The organism is Citrobacter sp. Cpo074 (assembly GCF_030332745.1).
In the GTDB taxonomy this organism is placed as follows: domain Bacteria; phylum Pseudomonadota; class Gammaproteobacteria; order Enterobacterales; family Enterobacteriaceae; genus Citrobacter; species Citrobacter portucalensis.
This window is the reverse complement of sequence record NZ_JAOWHG010000023.1, coordinates 14987-29855: the sequence shown is the minus strand read 5'-3', so window position 1 is coordinate 29855 and position 14869 is coordinate 14987. Positions and strand designations below refer to the sequence as shown.

Genomic DNA, 14869 nt, shown 5'->3' with positions numbered 1-14869 from the left:
ATTATCCCAGTACCCGTGCGCCCGCCGTGTCCAGCCGGCAAATATGAACAAAGCCTTCCTGATTTTGCAGGTAATTTTTACCCAGCCAATCTGCTACGCGCTGTGCCGTATCCGGCTTATCGCACAAAGCGAACAGCGTCGGCCCAGACCCAGATATACCGCTGGCCAGCGCGCCAATTTCTGCGACCGCCTGACGCGCCTGGCTAAAGCCTGGCAGCAAGCGGGTACGATACGGCTCAGCAATGACATCTTTCATCAGCTTCGCGGCCAGAAGAGGCTGACGGGAATAGCAGGCATGGATGAATCCAGCCAGATGCCGCCCGTGAGCGATACAGTCCTGACGGCGATACTGCGCTGGGAGAATCGCCCGCGCTTCAGCCGTCGACACTTTAATCCCTGGATACGCCAGTACCCACAGCCACTCATCAAAGCCTGGCACCTGCTGGCTAATAATGCCGTTTTCTTCAATCATTAACTGCATACCGCCCAAAAAGCACGGGGCGACGTTATCGTAATGAATACTGCCGGAGATACGCCCTTCAAGTTCGCCCATTATCGCTAACAGGCGCGTATCGTTGAGCGGCTTACCGCAATGTTCGTTCATAGCGACCAGCGCCGCCACGACGGAACAGGCGCTGGAGCCTAACCCGGAGCCAATCGGCATATTTTTTTCCAGTGTCATCGCCACCGGAACGGTTTTACCCAGCTCCTGGCAGAATCGCTCCCAACACTGGTAGACAATATTTTCACGTGGCTCGGACGGCAGTTTGTTGGCAAAGCGCCCAAGGTTGTTCAGGCTGAACTGGTCAGCCGCCTCAACGGACACCACATCACCCAACAGCGAACCGTCCACCGGAGTTACCGCCGCACCGAGTACATCAAACCCGACGCTCATATTGGCACTGGAAGCCGGGGCATAAACTCTCACCATGTCAGACTCCTAACTTCCATGAAAGGGTGCGTAGCAGGTCGGCAAAGACGCCCGCCGCCGTCACATCGTTACCTGCGCCATATCCGCGCAGAACCAACGGTAACGGCTGATAATAGTGGCTATAGAACGCCAGCGCGTTTTCACCGTTTTTCACTTTAAACAGCGGATCGTTGCCGTCTACTGCATCAATTTTCACGCGACAAACACCGTCCTCTTCGATATTGCCAACATAGCGCAATACTTTTCCCTCATCACGGGCTTTCGCCACGCGCGCGGCAAAGACGTCATCCAGCTGCGACAATTTCGCCATAAACGCGGAAACATCACCGGAGTCATCAAACTCTTTTGGCAGGACCGGCTCAATGACAATGTCAGAAAGCTCCAGCTCACGACCAGTTTCACGGGCCAGGATCAGCAGCTTACGCGCCACGTCCGTACCGGAAAGATCGTCACGCGGATCGGGTTCGGTATAGCCCATCTCACGCGCCAGGGTGGTGGCCTGCGAGAAGCTCATGCCTTCATCCAGCTTGCCGAAAATAAACGACAGTGAGCCAGAAAGGATGCCTGAAAAACGTTGCAGTTCATCACCTGCGCTGAGCAGATTTTGCAGGTTTTCAATAACCGGCAAGCCCGCGCCCACGTTGGTGTCGTACAGGAATTTACGACGAGACTTCGCGGCGGCAAAACGCAGCTGATGATAGTAATCCATCGACGACGTGTTGGCCTTTTTGTTCGGCGTAACCACGTGGAAGCCTTCACGCAAGAAGTCGGCATATTGATCCGCTACCGCCTGGCTTGACGTACAGTCGACAATCACCGGATTGAGCAGATGGTATTCTTTCACCAGACGAATTAAGCGCCCAAGGTTGAAAGGCTCTTTCGCGCTCTCCAGCTCCGACTGCCAGTTTTCCAGATTCAGACCGTGGACGTTGGTCAGCAGGGCCTTCGAGTTCGCCACACCGCACACGCGCAGATCGATATGCTTCTTTTTGAGCCAGGTTTGCTGACGTTTAAGCTGCTCCAGCAGCGCACCGCCCACGCCGCCTACGCCAATCACAAACACTTCAATCACCTGGTCGGTGTTGAACAGCATCTGATGGGTCACGCGTACGCCGGTGGTCGCGTCATCGTTATTCACCACCACCGAAATAGAACGCTCAGACGAGCCCTGGGCGATCGCTACAATATTGATGTTCGCACGAGCCAGCGCGGCAAAGAACTTCGCCGAGATGCCGCGCAGGGTGCGCATACCATCACCAACAACAGAGATGATGGCCAGACGCTCAGTCACCGCCAGCGGCTCCAGCAGGCCTTCTTTCAGCTCGAGGTAGAATTCATCCTGCATAGCGCGTTGTGCACGCGCGCAGTCGCCCTGCGGGACGCAGAAGCTGATGCTGTATTCAGAAGAGGATTGGGTGATCAGCACTACCGAGATGCCCGCACGCGACATTGCGGCAAAAACGCGCGCCGCCATGCCCACCATGCCTTTCATTCCAGGGCCGGAAACGCTAAACATCGCCATGTTATTGAGGTTAGAAATACCTTTTACCGGCAAATCATCGTCATCACTGCTGGCACCGATCAGCGTACCGGGCGCTTGCGGATTGCCGGTATTTTTAATCAGGCACGGGATCTGGAACTGGGCAATAGGGGTAATGGTGCGCGGGTGCAGCACTTTAGCGCCGAAGTAAGAAAGCTCCATCGCTTCCTGATAAGACATCGACTTAAGCAGTCGGGCGTCGGGTACCTGACGCGGATCGCAAGTATATACACCGTCGACATCGGTCCAGATTTCACAACAATCGGCACGCAAACAGGCGGCCAGTACGGCGGCAGAGTAGTCAGAGCCATTACGCCCCAACACCACTAACTCACCTTTTTCATTTCCAGCGGTAAACCCTGCCATCAGAATCATGTGGTCCGCAGGAATACGGCTGGCGGCGATGCGGCGCGTAGATTCGGCGATATCAACGGTAGATTCGAGGTAATGGCCGACAGCCAGCAATTTCTCCACCGGGTCGATGACCGTTACGTTATGCCCGCGTGCTTCCAGCAGGCCGGCCATGATAGCAATCGACATTTTTTCACCACGGCAGATAAGCGCGGCGTTGATACTGTCCGGGCACTGTCCCAGCAGGCTGATGCCGTGCAGGACGTGCTTAATCTGGGCAAATTCTTGTTCAACAAAGGCTTTGAGCTGCGCCAGCGGAAAACCTGGTTGCTCGGCGGCAAGACCCACCAGCAGCTCGGAGAAAATGCGTTCGGCGTCGCTGATATTAGCTAATGCATCCTGACCACCGATGGTCTTCTCAATCATTGCCACCAGATGGTTGGTAATTTTTGCGGGGGCAGAGAGAACGGTCGCGACCTGCCCCTGTCTGGCATTGCTTTCCAGAATATCGGCAACCCGCAGAAAGCGCTCTGCATTTGCCACTGATGTACCGCCGAACTTCAACACTCGCATGGTTTACCTCATTGCCTTTGGTCGAAAAAAAAGCCCGCACTGTTTAGGTGCGGGCTTTTTCTTGTGTTTCCTGTACGCGTCAGCCCGCACCGTTACCTGTGGTAATGGTGATGGTTGTAGTAATGGTGATGCTGATGCGTTTCATGATGTTGTGTGCTCTGTAATTATTTATTATCTGTCCTGTATTCTTTTAGGGTTAAAGTATCTGCTGACCTAAGTCAATAAATTTTTAAATTGATCACATTCCGAAACTTGTTCATGAGCAACTGCTTGCCCTTTTACTTTCAACCAATACAGCATGCCGAACCCACTTGAACCAAGAACAAAACACTACACAACAAAAATTGTTCGACATTTTATTTTGTGATGTTTTTTTCAATATCATGTAAAAAACGGTGCAACATTGCCGTGTCTCGCTGCCCCAACAGACCCATTCGCTGTTGCAACCAGTCCGTCAGCTTGATGTCGTCAGAAACGTTCAGCGTGGCTAATAAACGCAAAACGCGTGCGCGCAATGCCTGCAGCTGAAGCTCATCCGTCACCTCAACGTTTTTGGCCGGTTGTTGTATTAAACCTGCTAATTGATAGCAATACACCATCACCGCCTGCCCCAAATTGAGTGAAGGATAGTCAGCGACCATCGGTACACCAGTGAGTACATCTGCCAGCGCTAATTCTTCATTGGTCAGCCCCGAATCTTCACGACCAAACACCAGCGCTGCATGTTCCATCCACGTGGATTTCTCCTGTAACAGGGGAACCAGTTCGACCGGGGTGGCGTAATAATGGAACTTCGCCCGGCTACGCGCGGTGGTCGCAACGGTAAAATCAACGTCGTGAAGCGCATCGGCTAACGTTGGAAAAACGTTAATATTATCAATAATGTCGCCAGATCCATGCGCGACCCATCGCGTGGCGGGTTCCAGGTGCGCCTCGCTGTCAACGATACGTAATTGAGTGAATCCCATGGTCTTCATCGCACGGGCAGCCGCACCAATATTTTCCGCTCTGGCAGGGGCAACCAGAATAATTGTTAAACGCATTTCGATACTCTTTTTGGTCAGTCTGCAAGTAATAATGTGACGCAAGTCAACATATTACGCAGCGCGAATTTACATTTTTTTAACAGAAGTCACTGAAAAAGGATTTCGCATCCGGTAAAAAATGCTAAACTATTTCCAAACTGTACTATTGCTTTTTATGTTAACAAAAGTTGTATATCCCTCTGTTTATCCATGACAATTTATTTTAAAATGGATCGCATTGGTTGGATTCATTACATTTATTAATTAGCTCGTGCAACTAGTTGTAATATTGCAATTTTGTGATGAAAGCAAACATTTGGATACGTTGATTTCATCAAACTGTTAACGTGCTACAATTGAACTTGATATATGTCAACGAAGCGTAGTTTTATTGGGTGTCCGGCATGTCTTAGCCTGTTATGTTGCTGTTAAAATGGTTAGGATGACAGCCGTTTTTGACACTGTCGGGTCCAGAGGGAAACTACCCACGACCAAGCTAATGATGTTGTTGACGTTGATGGAAAGTGCATCAAGAACGCAATTACGTACTTTAGTCATGTTACGCCGATCATGTTAATTTACGGCATGCATCAGGCAGGTCAGGGACTTTTGTACTTCCTGTTTCGATTTAGTTGGCAATTTAGGTAGCAAACATGCAGACCCCGCACATTCTTATCGTTGAAGACGAGTTAGTAACACGCAACACGTTGAAAAGCATTTTCGAAGCAGAAGGCTATGATGTATTCGAAGCGACAGATGGCGCGGAAATGCATCAGATTCTCTCTGAATATGACATCAACCTTGTGATTATGGATATCAATCTGCCTGGGAAAAATGGCCTCCTGTTAGCGCGCGAACTTCGCGAACAAGCTAACGTTGCGCTGATGTTCCTGACGGGCCGTGATAACGAAGTCGATAAAATTCTCGGCCTCGAAATCGGCGCAGACGATTACATCACCAAGCCGTTTAACCCGCGCGAACTGACTATCCGTGCTCGTAACCTGCTGTCCCGTACCATGAACTTGGGTACTGTCAGCGAAGAACGCCGTAGCGTCGAAAGCTACAAGTTCAACGGCTGGGAGCTGGACATCAACAGCCGCTCTCTGATTGGTCCTGACGGCGAGCAGTATAAACTGCCACGCAGCGAATTCCGTGCAATGCTTCACTTCTGTGAGAATCCGGGCAAAATCCAGTCTCGCGCAGAACTGCTGAAAAAAATGACCGGTCGCGAACTGAAGCCGCATGACCGTACCGTTGACGTGACTATCCGCCGCATTCGTAAACATTTCGAATCTACGCCGGATACGCCAGAAATCATCGCCACCATTCACGGTGAAGGCTACCGTTTCTGCGGCGACCTGCAGGATTAATTCAATCCTTACAGGTAAAAAAACGGCGCATTATGCGCCGTTTTTCATTTCCCCACCGCCCTATTTCCATAAGCGAAACTCGTCACTCTGCGCAGGCAGAGGCTCCGGAATTTCTGTCGGCTTTGGTTTTGGCTGTGCCAGCGAGTGCCAGTCAAGATGACGCGTCAGGAACATCACGCCACACAACGCGACCAACAGCACGCCGGTTCCCAGCAGTAAAGAGCTGTCCTGTGAACGTAGCAGCACCCACATCACCCCATCCAACCCCAGCAGCGCCACGGTGAATAAAATACTGTTCCGCCAACTCTGTAATATCGCCTGCAGATACACCCCGTTCATCAACGCCCCCACCAGGCTTGCCGTAATCCACGCCGCCGTAAAACCAATGTGCTCAGACAATGCCAGTAGCAGCAGATAAAACATCACCAGCGATAGCCCCACCAGCAGATACTGCATCGGGTGCAGACGCAGGCTGGTCATACTTTCAAGCACGAAGAAAGACATAAAGGTCAGTACAATCAGCAGGATGGCATACTTGGTAGCCCTGTCCGTTAACTGATACTGATCCGCTGGCGTGGCGACGGCAACGCTAAATGCAGGCATTCCCTTCCAGCCAATCTTTTCGCCATCAAAGCGTTCGCCGAGGTTATTCGCGAACCAGCTGCTCTGCCACTGGGCCTTAAATCCTGATTCGCTGATTTCGCGCTTCGCCGGGAGGAAATCCCCCAGAAAGTTGGGATGCGGCCAGTTGCTGGTTAAGGTCATTTCACTGTTACGGCCAACCGGAACAACGGAGAAATCTCCGGTTCCGCTCAAATTCAGCGACAGCGCCATGCTCAGGTTTTGCTCCGCCCAGCTCACGTCAGGTAGCGGAATGTGGATCCCTTGAGCTCCTCCATCCAGCCCCGTCCCTGGCTCAACGGCCAGCGATTCCCCATTGACCTGCAGCGCTTGCACCACACCAATCCCGCGCGCATCCCCCACGCCAACCACGATAAACGGTTTGCCGACGCTGACGTTGGGATGGTTTAAATCGCGCAAGCGTTCGGCGTTAAACTCAGCCTTCACCGAGAGGTCATTGTGCCAGACCTGGCCTTCGTAAATACCGATTTTACGCGCTTCAACGTTCTGATTCCCCTCAACCACCAGCGACTCCGGCAGCCAGAAATGGATATAGCTGCGCTTACGCTGGATCTGTTTGTCGCCTTCCAGCTCGATATACAGTTCCGTCACCGGGACGGCAATCAGCGGCCCGACCATCTTTTGCGGCCCGCTGGTGCTCTGACGAATAGCATCTTCGACTTCATCACGATAATCCGATCGCTCAACGATTATCTGCCTGACCATCGTCAGTGGAATTAACAGCAGTAATATTGCGCCGCCTAAGGTGACGATTTTCCAAAACAGGGGTGATTTAAACATAGCGTTCTCCTTTGCAATATCAGCAAGGTAGAACAGCTATGTGCGGAGAATTTGAAGTTATGTGAAGTGACGGTGAAGCGTAAACGAGGCCTGTGCACCGCCCTCTGGTCGGTTAGATAATGTCACCGTACCTTCATGCAGTCGTGCAACTTCACTGACAAACGCCAGCCCCAAACCGCTGCTCTTGTGTCCATTCTTGCGAGGCAGCGAGTAGAAGCGCTCAAAAATACGCGGCAACGCAAAATCAGGGATCCCGCTACCGCTGTCGGTAACCTGCAATGTGACCAGCTCCTCCTGCTGATGCGCGCTTAACGTAATCGTCCCGCCCTGTGGCGTGAAGTCGATAGCGTTGTCGAGCAAGTTCCCCAATGCCTGCTCCAGTAACGCGGGATCGGCAGCGACGCTAAGCGATGAAGGCAGAATGGTCAGCGTAATGTTTTTTGCCGCCAGCTGCACGCTACGCGCCTCTTTGAGCTGAGCAAAAAGCGTATCTACTTCCACTGCCGTCAACGTAATGTCCTGTCGATTCTCCAGTCGCGCCTGGCGCAGCAAAGTTTCGACCAGCGCCTGCATACGCGCATTTTGCGTCAGAATATTATCGGTAAAACGCGCTACCACGTTTGGCGGCGGGCCTTCGCGCAATATCTCTGCCGCGCCACGAATGGCCGCCAGCGGACTTTTCAGCTCATGCGTTAACGCGTAGACATATTGCTCAATGTAGTTCTTGCCTTCGAGCTTCAGACGCATACTTTCCAGCGCCTGCGCCAGTTTGCGTAACTCGCTGCTGCCTAAATCAGGCAGTGGGACGGGGCGATTCTCGGTAACGGAGTCGGCATAACGCGCCAGCCGGGCAATGGATCGGTTTATCCACCATACCATCCCGAAGCCAATCACCAGGGCAATGCCCAGCAATACGGCGCTGGCCCACAGCATTCGCCGTTCACTGCGTTTAATCACCGGTGCCATCGCCGCATTTGGTTTGCCGACACTGAGCACGCCGATAATACGCCCACCGTCTACGATCGGCGCGGCAACGTACATCACCGAGCTTTCCGGATCGTTCGGGTTTTGCGGCGTGCTGCGGGCGCCATACTGCCCACGCAGCGTTAACCACACATCGTTCCAGCGGGAGTAGTCCTGACCGACGGCCTGGTTAGCTGAATCAAACAACACCTTGCCCTGCGCGTCCGTCATGTAGACATGGTATTCATTACGCACTTTGTTAATGCCGCTGATGTTGGCATTAAATGGGCGGTTATGCAGCTGCGCAAATGCCTGCGCCAGCTTGCCGTTAGCCGGTGAGTCAGAGAGCACGTCATCACGCGCCAGTGCAGCCAGCAGCGTGGCGGTATCAATTAGAGTACCTTCGGTCGCCCGACGAACGCCTGGCTTAATTTCCTGCACAAAGATCGACAGAACAAACCAGGCGGCGACCGCGACAATCAGAAAATAGCCGAGCAGCAAACGCATGCCAATGCGCATCAGCAGTTCCTCAGGCTGTATCCCATACCGCGATGTGTATTGATGGGGGAAAGTTCCGGATTGATAGCCCGCAGCTTGGCGCGCAGCGTTTTGATGTGAGTATCAACCGTTCTGTCAAAGGTATCCTGCGCGTCTGCCCAGACTAAATCCATCAGCTGCTGGCGAGAGTAAATACGTCCCGGCGACATCAGCAATGTTTTCAGCAGCAGGAATTCATAACGCGTCAGGTTCAACGGCATGCTGAACCAGGTAATCTGCGCGGCCAGCTCATTAAGTTCAAAATCCCCACAGCGTGTCATCGATGAAGGCGTGGAGAATTTTTGCACCCGCCGCAGCAGCGTACGCACACGAGCGCACACCTCGCGCGGCGAGAAAGGCTTGGCAACATAGTCATCTGCGCCAATTTCCAGCCCCAACAGGCGATCCACTTCATCGCTGCGCGCGGTCAGAAAGAGGATCGGCAACGCCGGGTGGCGTTCCAGTAAACGTCGGCACAGTTCAAAACCGCTGATATCCGGTAGCCCGACATCCAGAATGATGGCATCAGGGCATTGCTGGCGAGATTTCTCCAGCACGGGAAATCCGCGCTCAAACGCCTCTACGCTAAACCCTTCTTGTTGCAGCATGTAGATAAGCGTATCAGCGATTCCCTGCTCATCCTCAACCAACCAGATCAACGGCTGTTGCATTGTGCTTCCTTGTTATTGCCGCCACGGCATGATGGGTACCGCACTGATGGCATTTTTGGGCGATCCATCGACAACTTTATCTGAATACGCCAGATAGGCCAGCGCATTACGTTTCGCATCGTAAAAACGCACGACCTGTAAAGATTTAAACACCAGCGAGGTACGTTTCTTAAATACCACTTCGCCCTGAGCTTTACCGTTCTTGATTCTGTCGCTCAGTTCTACCGGCCCAACCTGCTGGCAAGAGATAGCGGCATCGGAGGTATCTTCCGCCAGCCCCAGTCCACCTTTGATGCCGCCGGTCTTCGCACGACTCACGTAACAGGTCACATTGGTAACATCCGGATCGTCAAACGCTTCGACCACAATTTTATGATCCGGCCCAAACATTTTGAACACCGTATCGACAGATCCAATCTGCTCCGCATGGGCGACCTGCGCCAACATCAGCAGAATTGAGGAAATGACTAAGCTCTTATATTTCATATTGTTACCATTCTTAAAAGTTGTTCTGCGTAATTATTAAACATTCTAAGATAAAATGTATACAGATCACAGGATTACAATAATCACGCTTTCGTATGTCCGAAAAAAGCACTTATGAGCAAAAAAAACACTGAATGCTAAAACAGCAAAAAATGCTATTATCCTCATACCTGACGTCAGGTACTCGTTGTTGAAAGGATGAGGATATTTTATGGATCAGGCTGGCATTATTCGCGACCTATTAATCTGGCTGGAAGGTCATCTGGATCAGCCTTTGTCGCTTGACAATGTGGCGGCAAAAGCGGGCTATTCCAAGTGGCACCTGCAGAGAATGTTTAAGGACGTGACGGGCCATGCTATTGGCGCCTATATCCGCGCCCGTCGTTTATCGAAATCCGCAGTGGCGCTGCGCCTGACTGCGCGTCCAATTTTGGATATTGCGCTGCAATATCGCTTCGACTCTCAACAAACTTTTACTCGCGCATTCAAGAAACAATTTTCGCAGACACCAGCGCTGTATCGCCGTTCACCGGAATGGAGTGCGTTTGGTATTCGCCCGCCAATGCGACTGGGTGAATTTGCGATGCCTGCGCACGAGTTCGTTACGCTGGAAGATACGCAACTGCTCGGCACCACGCAAAGCTATTCCTGCTCGCTGGAACAGATTTCAGATTTCCGTCATGAAATGCGTATTCAGTTCTGGCGCGACTTCCTTGCTCAGGCTCCGGCGATCCCGCCAGTGCTGTACGGGCTTAACGAAACGCGTCCGAGCATTGAAAAAGATGACGAACAGGAAGTGTTTTACACCACAGCACTGACGCCGGAGCAGGCCAATGGCTATGTGCCGTCGGCGCAGCCTATCCTGTTACAGGGTGGCGAGTACGTGATGTTTACCTACGAAGGGCTGGGAACCGGCGTGCAAGAGTTTATCCTGACGGTTTACGGCACATGCATGCCGATGCTGAACCTGACGCGCCGTAAAGGACAGGATATCGAGCGATACTACCCGGCAGAAGATGCCAAAGCGGGAGATCGCCCGATCAACCTGCGCTGCGAATTCCTGATTCCGATTCGCCGCTAGCGCTGTAGTTCATCCAACGCAGGGGCGTCCAGATGTGAGATGTCCCCTGCAGTTTCAACGACCCATCCCGGCGCCAGCCATAAGCTTTCCTGGTAATCAACGCGAGAAATAGAACAGTTGCGCAGACGCAAGCGACGTTCAGCCCATGCCGGTAATCCCAGAATTGTGCTCACCAGGCAACCCAGCGCGATACCGTGGCTGACAAGCAGTGGACGACTTCCCGGCGGCAGCCCCAGACAGGATGCCAGCGCCGCATTGACGCGATCGCTCAGCTCCTGCATCGATTCCCCTTCCGGAATACGACCATCCACCGTGCCGTTCACCAACTGGCGACGCCAGCCCTCTTCCTCTGGCGTCAGCGTATCGATGTGACGTTTTTCCAGCACCCCCATATTCAGCTCACGCAGACGAGAATCATAGGTGATATCACAGCCGCAGGCCTGGGCGATGATTTCTGCGGTGCGTCGTGTACGACCAAGATCGCTACTGATGACATGCGTAATACCAAACGAGCGGGCGCGTTCTCCCACCTGCATGGCTTGTTGTTCACCTTTAGCGGTTAGTGGGCTGTCTGACTGGCCTTGAATACGTCGCTCGGCGTTCCACTGCGTTTCGCCATGGCGAACAAGGTATACCTGTAACATGCTTTTTTTCCGTTATATACTCGTCATACTTTGAGTAGACTCTGCGATGAATTTTCAAACTGAGCTTAATTATGCACAAGGTTATCTCTGCGACCACCAATCCTGCCAAAATTCAGGCAATTCTGCGGGCATTTGAAGAGATTTTCGGGGAAGGATCCTGCCATATTGAACCCGTCGCCGTCGAGAGTGGCGTGCCGGAACAACCTTTCGGAAACCAGGAAACGCGCACTGGCGCACGAAATCGCGTTGATAACGCTCGCCGCCTGCACCCGCAGGCTGATTTCTGGGTCGCCATTGAAGCAGGAATTGACGATGATGCCACCTTCAGTTGGGTGGTGATTGATAACGGCATTCAGCGCGGTGAAGCCCGTTCAGCCACGCTGCCATTGCCGACTGTCATTCTCGACAGAGTCCGTAAAGGTGAAGCGCTCGGCCCGGTGATGTCGGACTATACGGGTATTGATGAAATTGGCCGTAAAGAAGGCGCAATCGGCGTTTTTACCGCGGGCAAGCTGACGCGCTCAAGCGTCTATCACCAGGCGGTGATTCTGGCGCTCAGCCCGTTTCATAACGCGGTGTATTTATAGCATTGTGCCGGATGTTCAATCGTAGGCCGGATAAGGCAAAGCCGCATCCGGCGGATCAATTTTTCCCGAGCAACACCTGCTCCAGCCACTGACGCAAATCCACCGGTGCGGATTTGAGGCTGTTCGACCCTCGCGTAATAGTGGCAATCCCCGCCCCGAGCTCGTTTTTAAGCTCACGCTGGCTCATCTCGCCGCGCAGCAGCTCTTCAATGATACGCACACGCGTGCCCAACGCTTCACGCTCATCCGGCGTTAACATCAAATTGAGCAGCGGCAGGTGTAAATCTTGTTCGTAGGCGTGTTTAAGCAGATCGACAAAACGTAACCACTCCTGGTGACGTTGTTCTGCCATCTCTGCTGAATAGGGTGATTGCTGAGTCATAAGATATCGCCATCGTTGCGGGGGAAGCGTGCTTGCTTCCCCCTTTTGTACTCTTTAACGAGTACGATAGCATAACACAATCGACACGATCAGTAACGACGTTGCCATTCTGCGTCGCTCATCAACTCCGGTTTATCGCCGAGGAAATAGCGATAGTACGCATCATAAGCCAGCACATTCTTCACGTAACCACGCGTCTCTGAGAATGGAATACTTTCGACAAACGCCACAGCATCAATGCGGCCAGCGCTATTGCCAAGCCAGGTGCGAACGCGTCCAGGACCGGCGTTATAGGCTGCCGACGCAAAGATGCGGTTATTGCCGAATTGCTGATATACGTACTGCAAATAGCTGGTACCAATGTTGATGTTGGTATCAGGATCCAGTAGCTGGCTCGGACTGCTGTAACCTGGAATCGAGAACATTTTCACCGTATGCGTCGCCGTGCCTGGCATAATCTGCATCAGCCCGCTGGCGCCGACCGGTGATTTCACTTTCGGGTTCCAGGCGCTTTCCTGACGCGCTATCGCCATCGCATAGCTTGGCTGAATATCTTTGTCGCTGGTGTAACGGGTAAACAGATCTTTATAGGCCAATGGGAAGCGCTCTTCCAGATGATCCCACAGCTTACCGGCGATCGTCGCCTGAACGCTCAGATCCCACCAGTGATTGTTGAACGCGTAACGTGCCAACTGAGCCTGCTCGGACTTGGTACGGCTGGTAACCAGATTCGCCCATTCACTGCGCGCGGTATTATCCATGTTCCAGTACATTAGCTCGCGTACGCGTGCCATTTCTGGCCCCTGAGTCAGCGCAGAATCAACGTTCGCTGGCGCTTTATCCACTTTCAGCTCGTACTCTTCGCCCAGCCGCTGTGCCGCCACCATCGGATAGAAACCTCGCTGCTGCATGAGCTGGTGCAGTATCTCTTTGGCTTCCGCATCACGTCCGCGCTCCAGCAGCAGATCAGCCTGCCAGTAGCGCCACTCGTCTTTTTCTTTTGCTTCCATTGGCAGACGCGCCAGCCACGTATTCAGGCCACGACGATCGCCGGTTCCCAGCGCCATGCGCACGCGACGCTCCACAAGCGAGGTGGAATTGGAGCGCATAATCGCATCATCACGCCATTTGGCCTGCTCGTCGGTGACGTCATTGCCCATCAGGCGCCAGGCAACAATGTCGCGCAGCTCCTGGGTTTGCTCGTCATTGAGCTGTTGCGCCTGCACCAGGGACGGGATCATCAGGCGGGCGTTTTCCACATCCTGACGCGCCACGCTGGCAAAGGCGACCGCCGCCATCTGTCGGGTGAAATCCGTGGCGCCGGTGGTACGTGCAAAAGTCATCACCGAATTCGGATCGTTGGCCAGCGAGATGATCGCAGAGGCAATGGTTTGGTATTGCGCGGGCATCTGTCCGGCCAGCGCCGTCACCAGACCGGTATTCCCGGCTTTCATCGCCAGACGAATACGCTCCAGATACGCCAGCGGATCCTGAGTGCCTGAGGCGCGCCATACGCCAAATAATTTGTCACAGGCATTCGGCTGACTTTTCCCGGTCAACCACAGCTCTTTCGCGCCCTGCCAGGCTTCTTCGGTTTGCCCGGTACTCCATTTCGCGAAGTAATAGTTACATTGCGCTTCCGTGGTACCCGGTTTTTCCGGGCTGAACGCCAGCAGTCCGCGCCAGTCTTCGCGGCGCGCCAGTTCATTCACGAAACGCGATTGCAGCGTACGCGCAGGGGGCAGTGTCGGATTGGCACGCACAAAATTGGTAACGGTAATGGTGGGCTGATTCATCAGATCGTCAGTGATCTGACGATATTCCAGATACGGGTACAGAGGATAGTTCTTCAGGCCGGGCATCATCTGCTCTACGACATCCATCTGTCGGTTGTCCCAGGCTTGCTTGATTTGCGCATAACGATTGCGCTGCTCATCCAGGGAGTCGGCTCGCGCCACCTGACTGACCGTCAGCAGACATACGCTGGCTGCCAGCAGGCGCCAGGTAAATTGATTGGCTTTGTCCACAAGCTCTTCCTCTTCTCATGTTACGTCTGTGCAGCATCATGCCGCTTAATTAATTCATGCTAACCAGACATTGCAGAATGCGCCACGTCACGGACACTTTTTTACTTTTGTTGCGAGTGGGATCTGCTGGCTGGGATTGGGCAATGAAAAAGGCTACACTTCGCCTTTGATAACTATTTACCAATAATTAGCCCTAAATAATTCAAGTTGCAGCAAGGCGGCGAGGAAGTGAATCCCCTGAGCGTACAAAAGTACGTGACTGGGGTGAACGACACAGCC

At 53.0% G+C, this 14869-nt stretch carries 15 protein-coding genes and 1 other annotated feature; of the genes, 3 read left to right on the top strand and 12 right to left on the bottom strand.

Translation table 11 applies throughout. From position 1 onward, the window contains the following. Position 1: 1 nt before the first annotated feature. The 5 genes from thrB to yjjY all read right to left on the bottom strand — a co-directional run bounded on the left by thrB (position 2) and on the right by yjjY (position 4978). Positions 2-931 carry a homoserine kinase gene (gene thrB / locus OGX83_RS01250; RefSeq protein ID WP_008786144.1) on the bottom strand — a complete coding sequence of 310 codons (930 nt, stop codon included), beginning with the start codon at positions 929-931 and terminating at the stop codon, positions 2-4. A gap of 1 nt (position 932) precedes the next feature. Then, positions 933-3395, bottom strand: a complete 2463-nt coding sequence (gene thrA / locus OGX83_RS01245; RefSeq protein ID WP_003829761.1) for a bifunctional aspartate kinase/homoserine dehydrogenase I — start codon at positions 3393-3395, stop codon at positions 933-935. Between the two features lie 23 nt (positions 3396-3418). Beyond that, positions 3419-3545: a sequence feature (Thr leader region), on the bottom strand. Continuing rightward, complete coding sequence (gene thrL / locus OGX83_RS01240) at positions 3475-3540, bottom strand: thr operon leader peptide (RefSeq protein WP_032337689.1); 66 nt, start codon at positions 3538-3540, stop codon at positions 3475-3477. It overlaps the preceding feature by 66 nt. Positions 3546-3751: 206 nt before the next feature. Continuing rightward, complete coding sequence (locus OGX83_RS01235) at positions 3752-4438, bottom strand: tRNA/rRNA methyltransferase (protein ID WP_003829762.1); 687 nt, start codon at positions 4436-4438, stop codon at positions 3752-3754. Positions 4439-4837: 399 nt separating this feature from the next. Further along, entirely contained in the window at positions 4838-4978 is a 141-nt protein-coding gene (gene yjjY / locus OGX83_RS01230; RefSeq protein WP_042998021.1) for a YjjY family protein, read from the bottom strand. Positions 4979-5073: 95 nt separating this feature from the next. On the opposite strand from yjjY, the gene arcA reads away from it, so the two are divergent. Next, positions 5074-5790, top strand: a complete 717-nt coding sequence (gene arcA, locus OGX83_RS01225) for a two-component system response regulator ArcA (RefSeq protein WP_001194359.1) — start codon at positions 5074-5076, stop codon at positions 5788-5790. A 60-nt stretch (positions 5791-5850) separates the two neighbouring features. Here arcA and creD read toward each other — a convergent pair whose 3' ends face one another. The 4 genes from creD to creA are packed head-to-tail and all read right to left on the bottom strand — an operon-like array spanning position 5851 to position 9869. Continuing rightward, positions 5851-7212, bottom strand: coding sequence for a cell envelope integrity protein CreD (gene creD, locus OGX83_RS01220; RefSeq protein ID WP_153687634.1), 1362 nt, complete (start codon positions 7210-7212; stop codon positions 5851-5853). Between the two features lie 57 nt (positions 7213-7269). Next, positions 7270-8694: a two-component system sensor histidine kinase CreC gene (creC, locus tag OGX83_RS01215; protein WP_153687635.1), complete on the bottom strand. Its 1425-nt coding sequence runs from the start codon at positions 8692-8694 to the stop codon at positions 7270-7272. After that, entirely contained in the window at positions 8694-9383 is a 690-nt protein-coding gene (gene creB / locus OGX83_RS01210; protein ID WP_003829928.1) for a two-component system response regulator CreB, read from the bottom strand. Before creB ends, creC begins: the two co-directional genes overlap by 1 nt. Positions 9384-9395: 12 nt before the next feature. Continuing rightward, positions 9396-9869, bottom strand: a complete 474-nt coding sequence (creA, locus tag OGX83_RS01205; protein ID WP_003018998.1) for a protein CreA — start codon at positions 9867-9869, stop codon at positions 9396-9398. Between the two features lie 211 nt (positions 9870-10080). Between creA and robA the strand changes: the two genes are divergently transcribed. Then, a complete protein-coding gene (gene robA / locus OGX83_RS01200) occupies positions 10081-10950 on the top strand; it encodes an MDR efflux pump AcrAB transcriptional activator RobA (protein WP_048214985.1) in 870 nt (289 codons plus the stop codon). On the opposite strand, the gene gpmB is transcribed toward robA, so the two are convergent. Then, the gene (gene gpmB / locus OGX83_RS01195) at positions 10947-11594 is read right to left on the bottom strand and encodes a 2,3-diphosphoglycerate-dependent phosphoglycerate mutase GpmB (RefSeq protein WP_286587241.1); all 648 of its coding nucleotides are present in this window, start codon (positions 11592-11594) and stop codon (positions 10947-10949) included. The two genes, robA and gpmB, sit on opposite strands and share 4 nt — an antisense overlap. A 71-nt stretch (positions 11595-11665) precedes the next feature. Here gpmB and yjjX point away from each other — a divergent pair, with 71 nt between their 5' ends. Then, positions 11666-12181, top strand: a complete 516-nt coding sequence (gene yjjX, locus OGX83_RS01190) for an inosine/xanthosine triphosphatase (RefSeq protein WP_008786139.1) — start codon at positions 11666-11668, stop codon at positions 12179-12181. Between the two features lie 55 nt (positions 12182-12236). Here the strand turns inward: yjjX and trpR are convergent, their stop codons facing one another. Together trpR and sltY are read right to left on the bottom strand one after the other, a co-directional pair. Further along, positions 12237-12563 (bottom strand): trp operon repressor, encoded by a 327-nt coding sequence (gene trpR / locus OGX83_RS01185; RefSeq protein WP_003837292.1) that lies wholly within the window; start codon positions 12561-12563, stop codon positions 12237-12239. Between the two features lie 89 nt (positions 12564-12652). Beyond that, positions 12653-14590 carry a murein transglycosylase gene (gene sltY / locus OGX83_RS01180; RefSeq protein ID WP_286587240.1) on the bottom strand — a complete coding sequence of 646 codons (1938 nt, stop codon included), beginning with the start codon at positions 14588-14590 and terminating at the stop codon, positions 12653-12655. Positions 14591-14869: the final 279 nt, after the last annotated feature.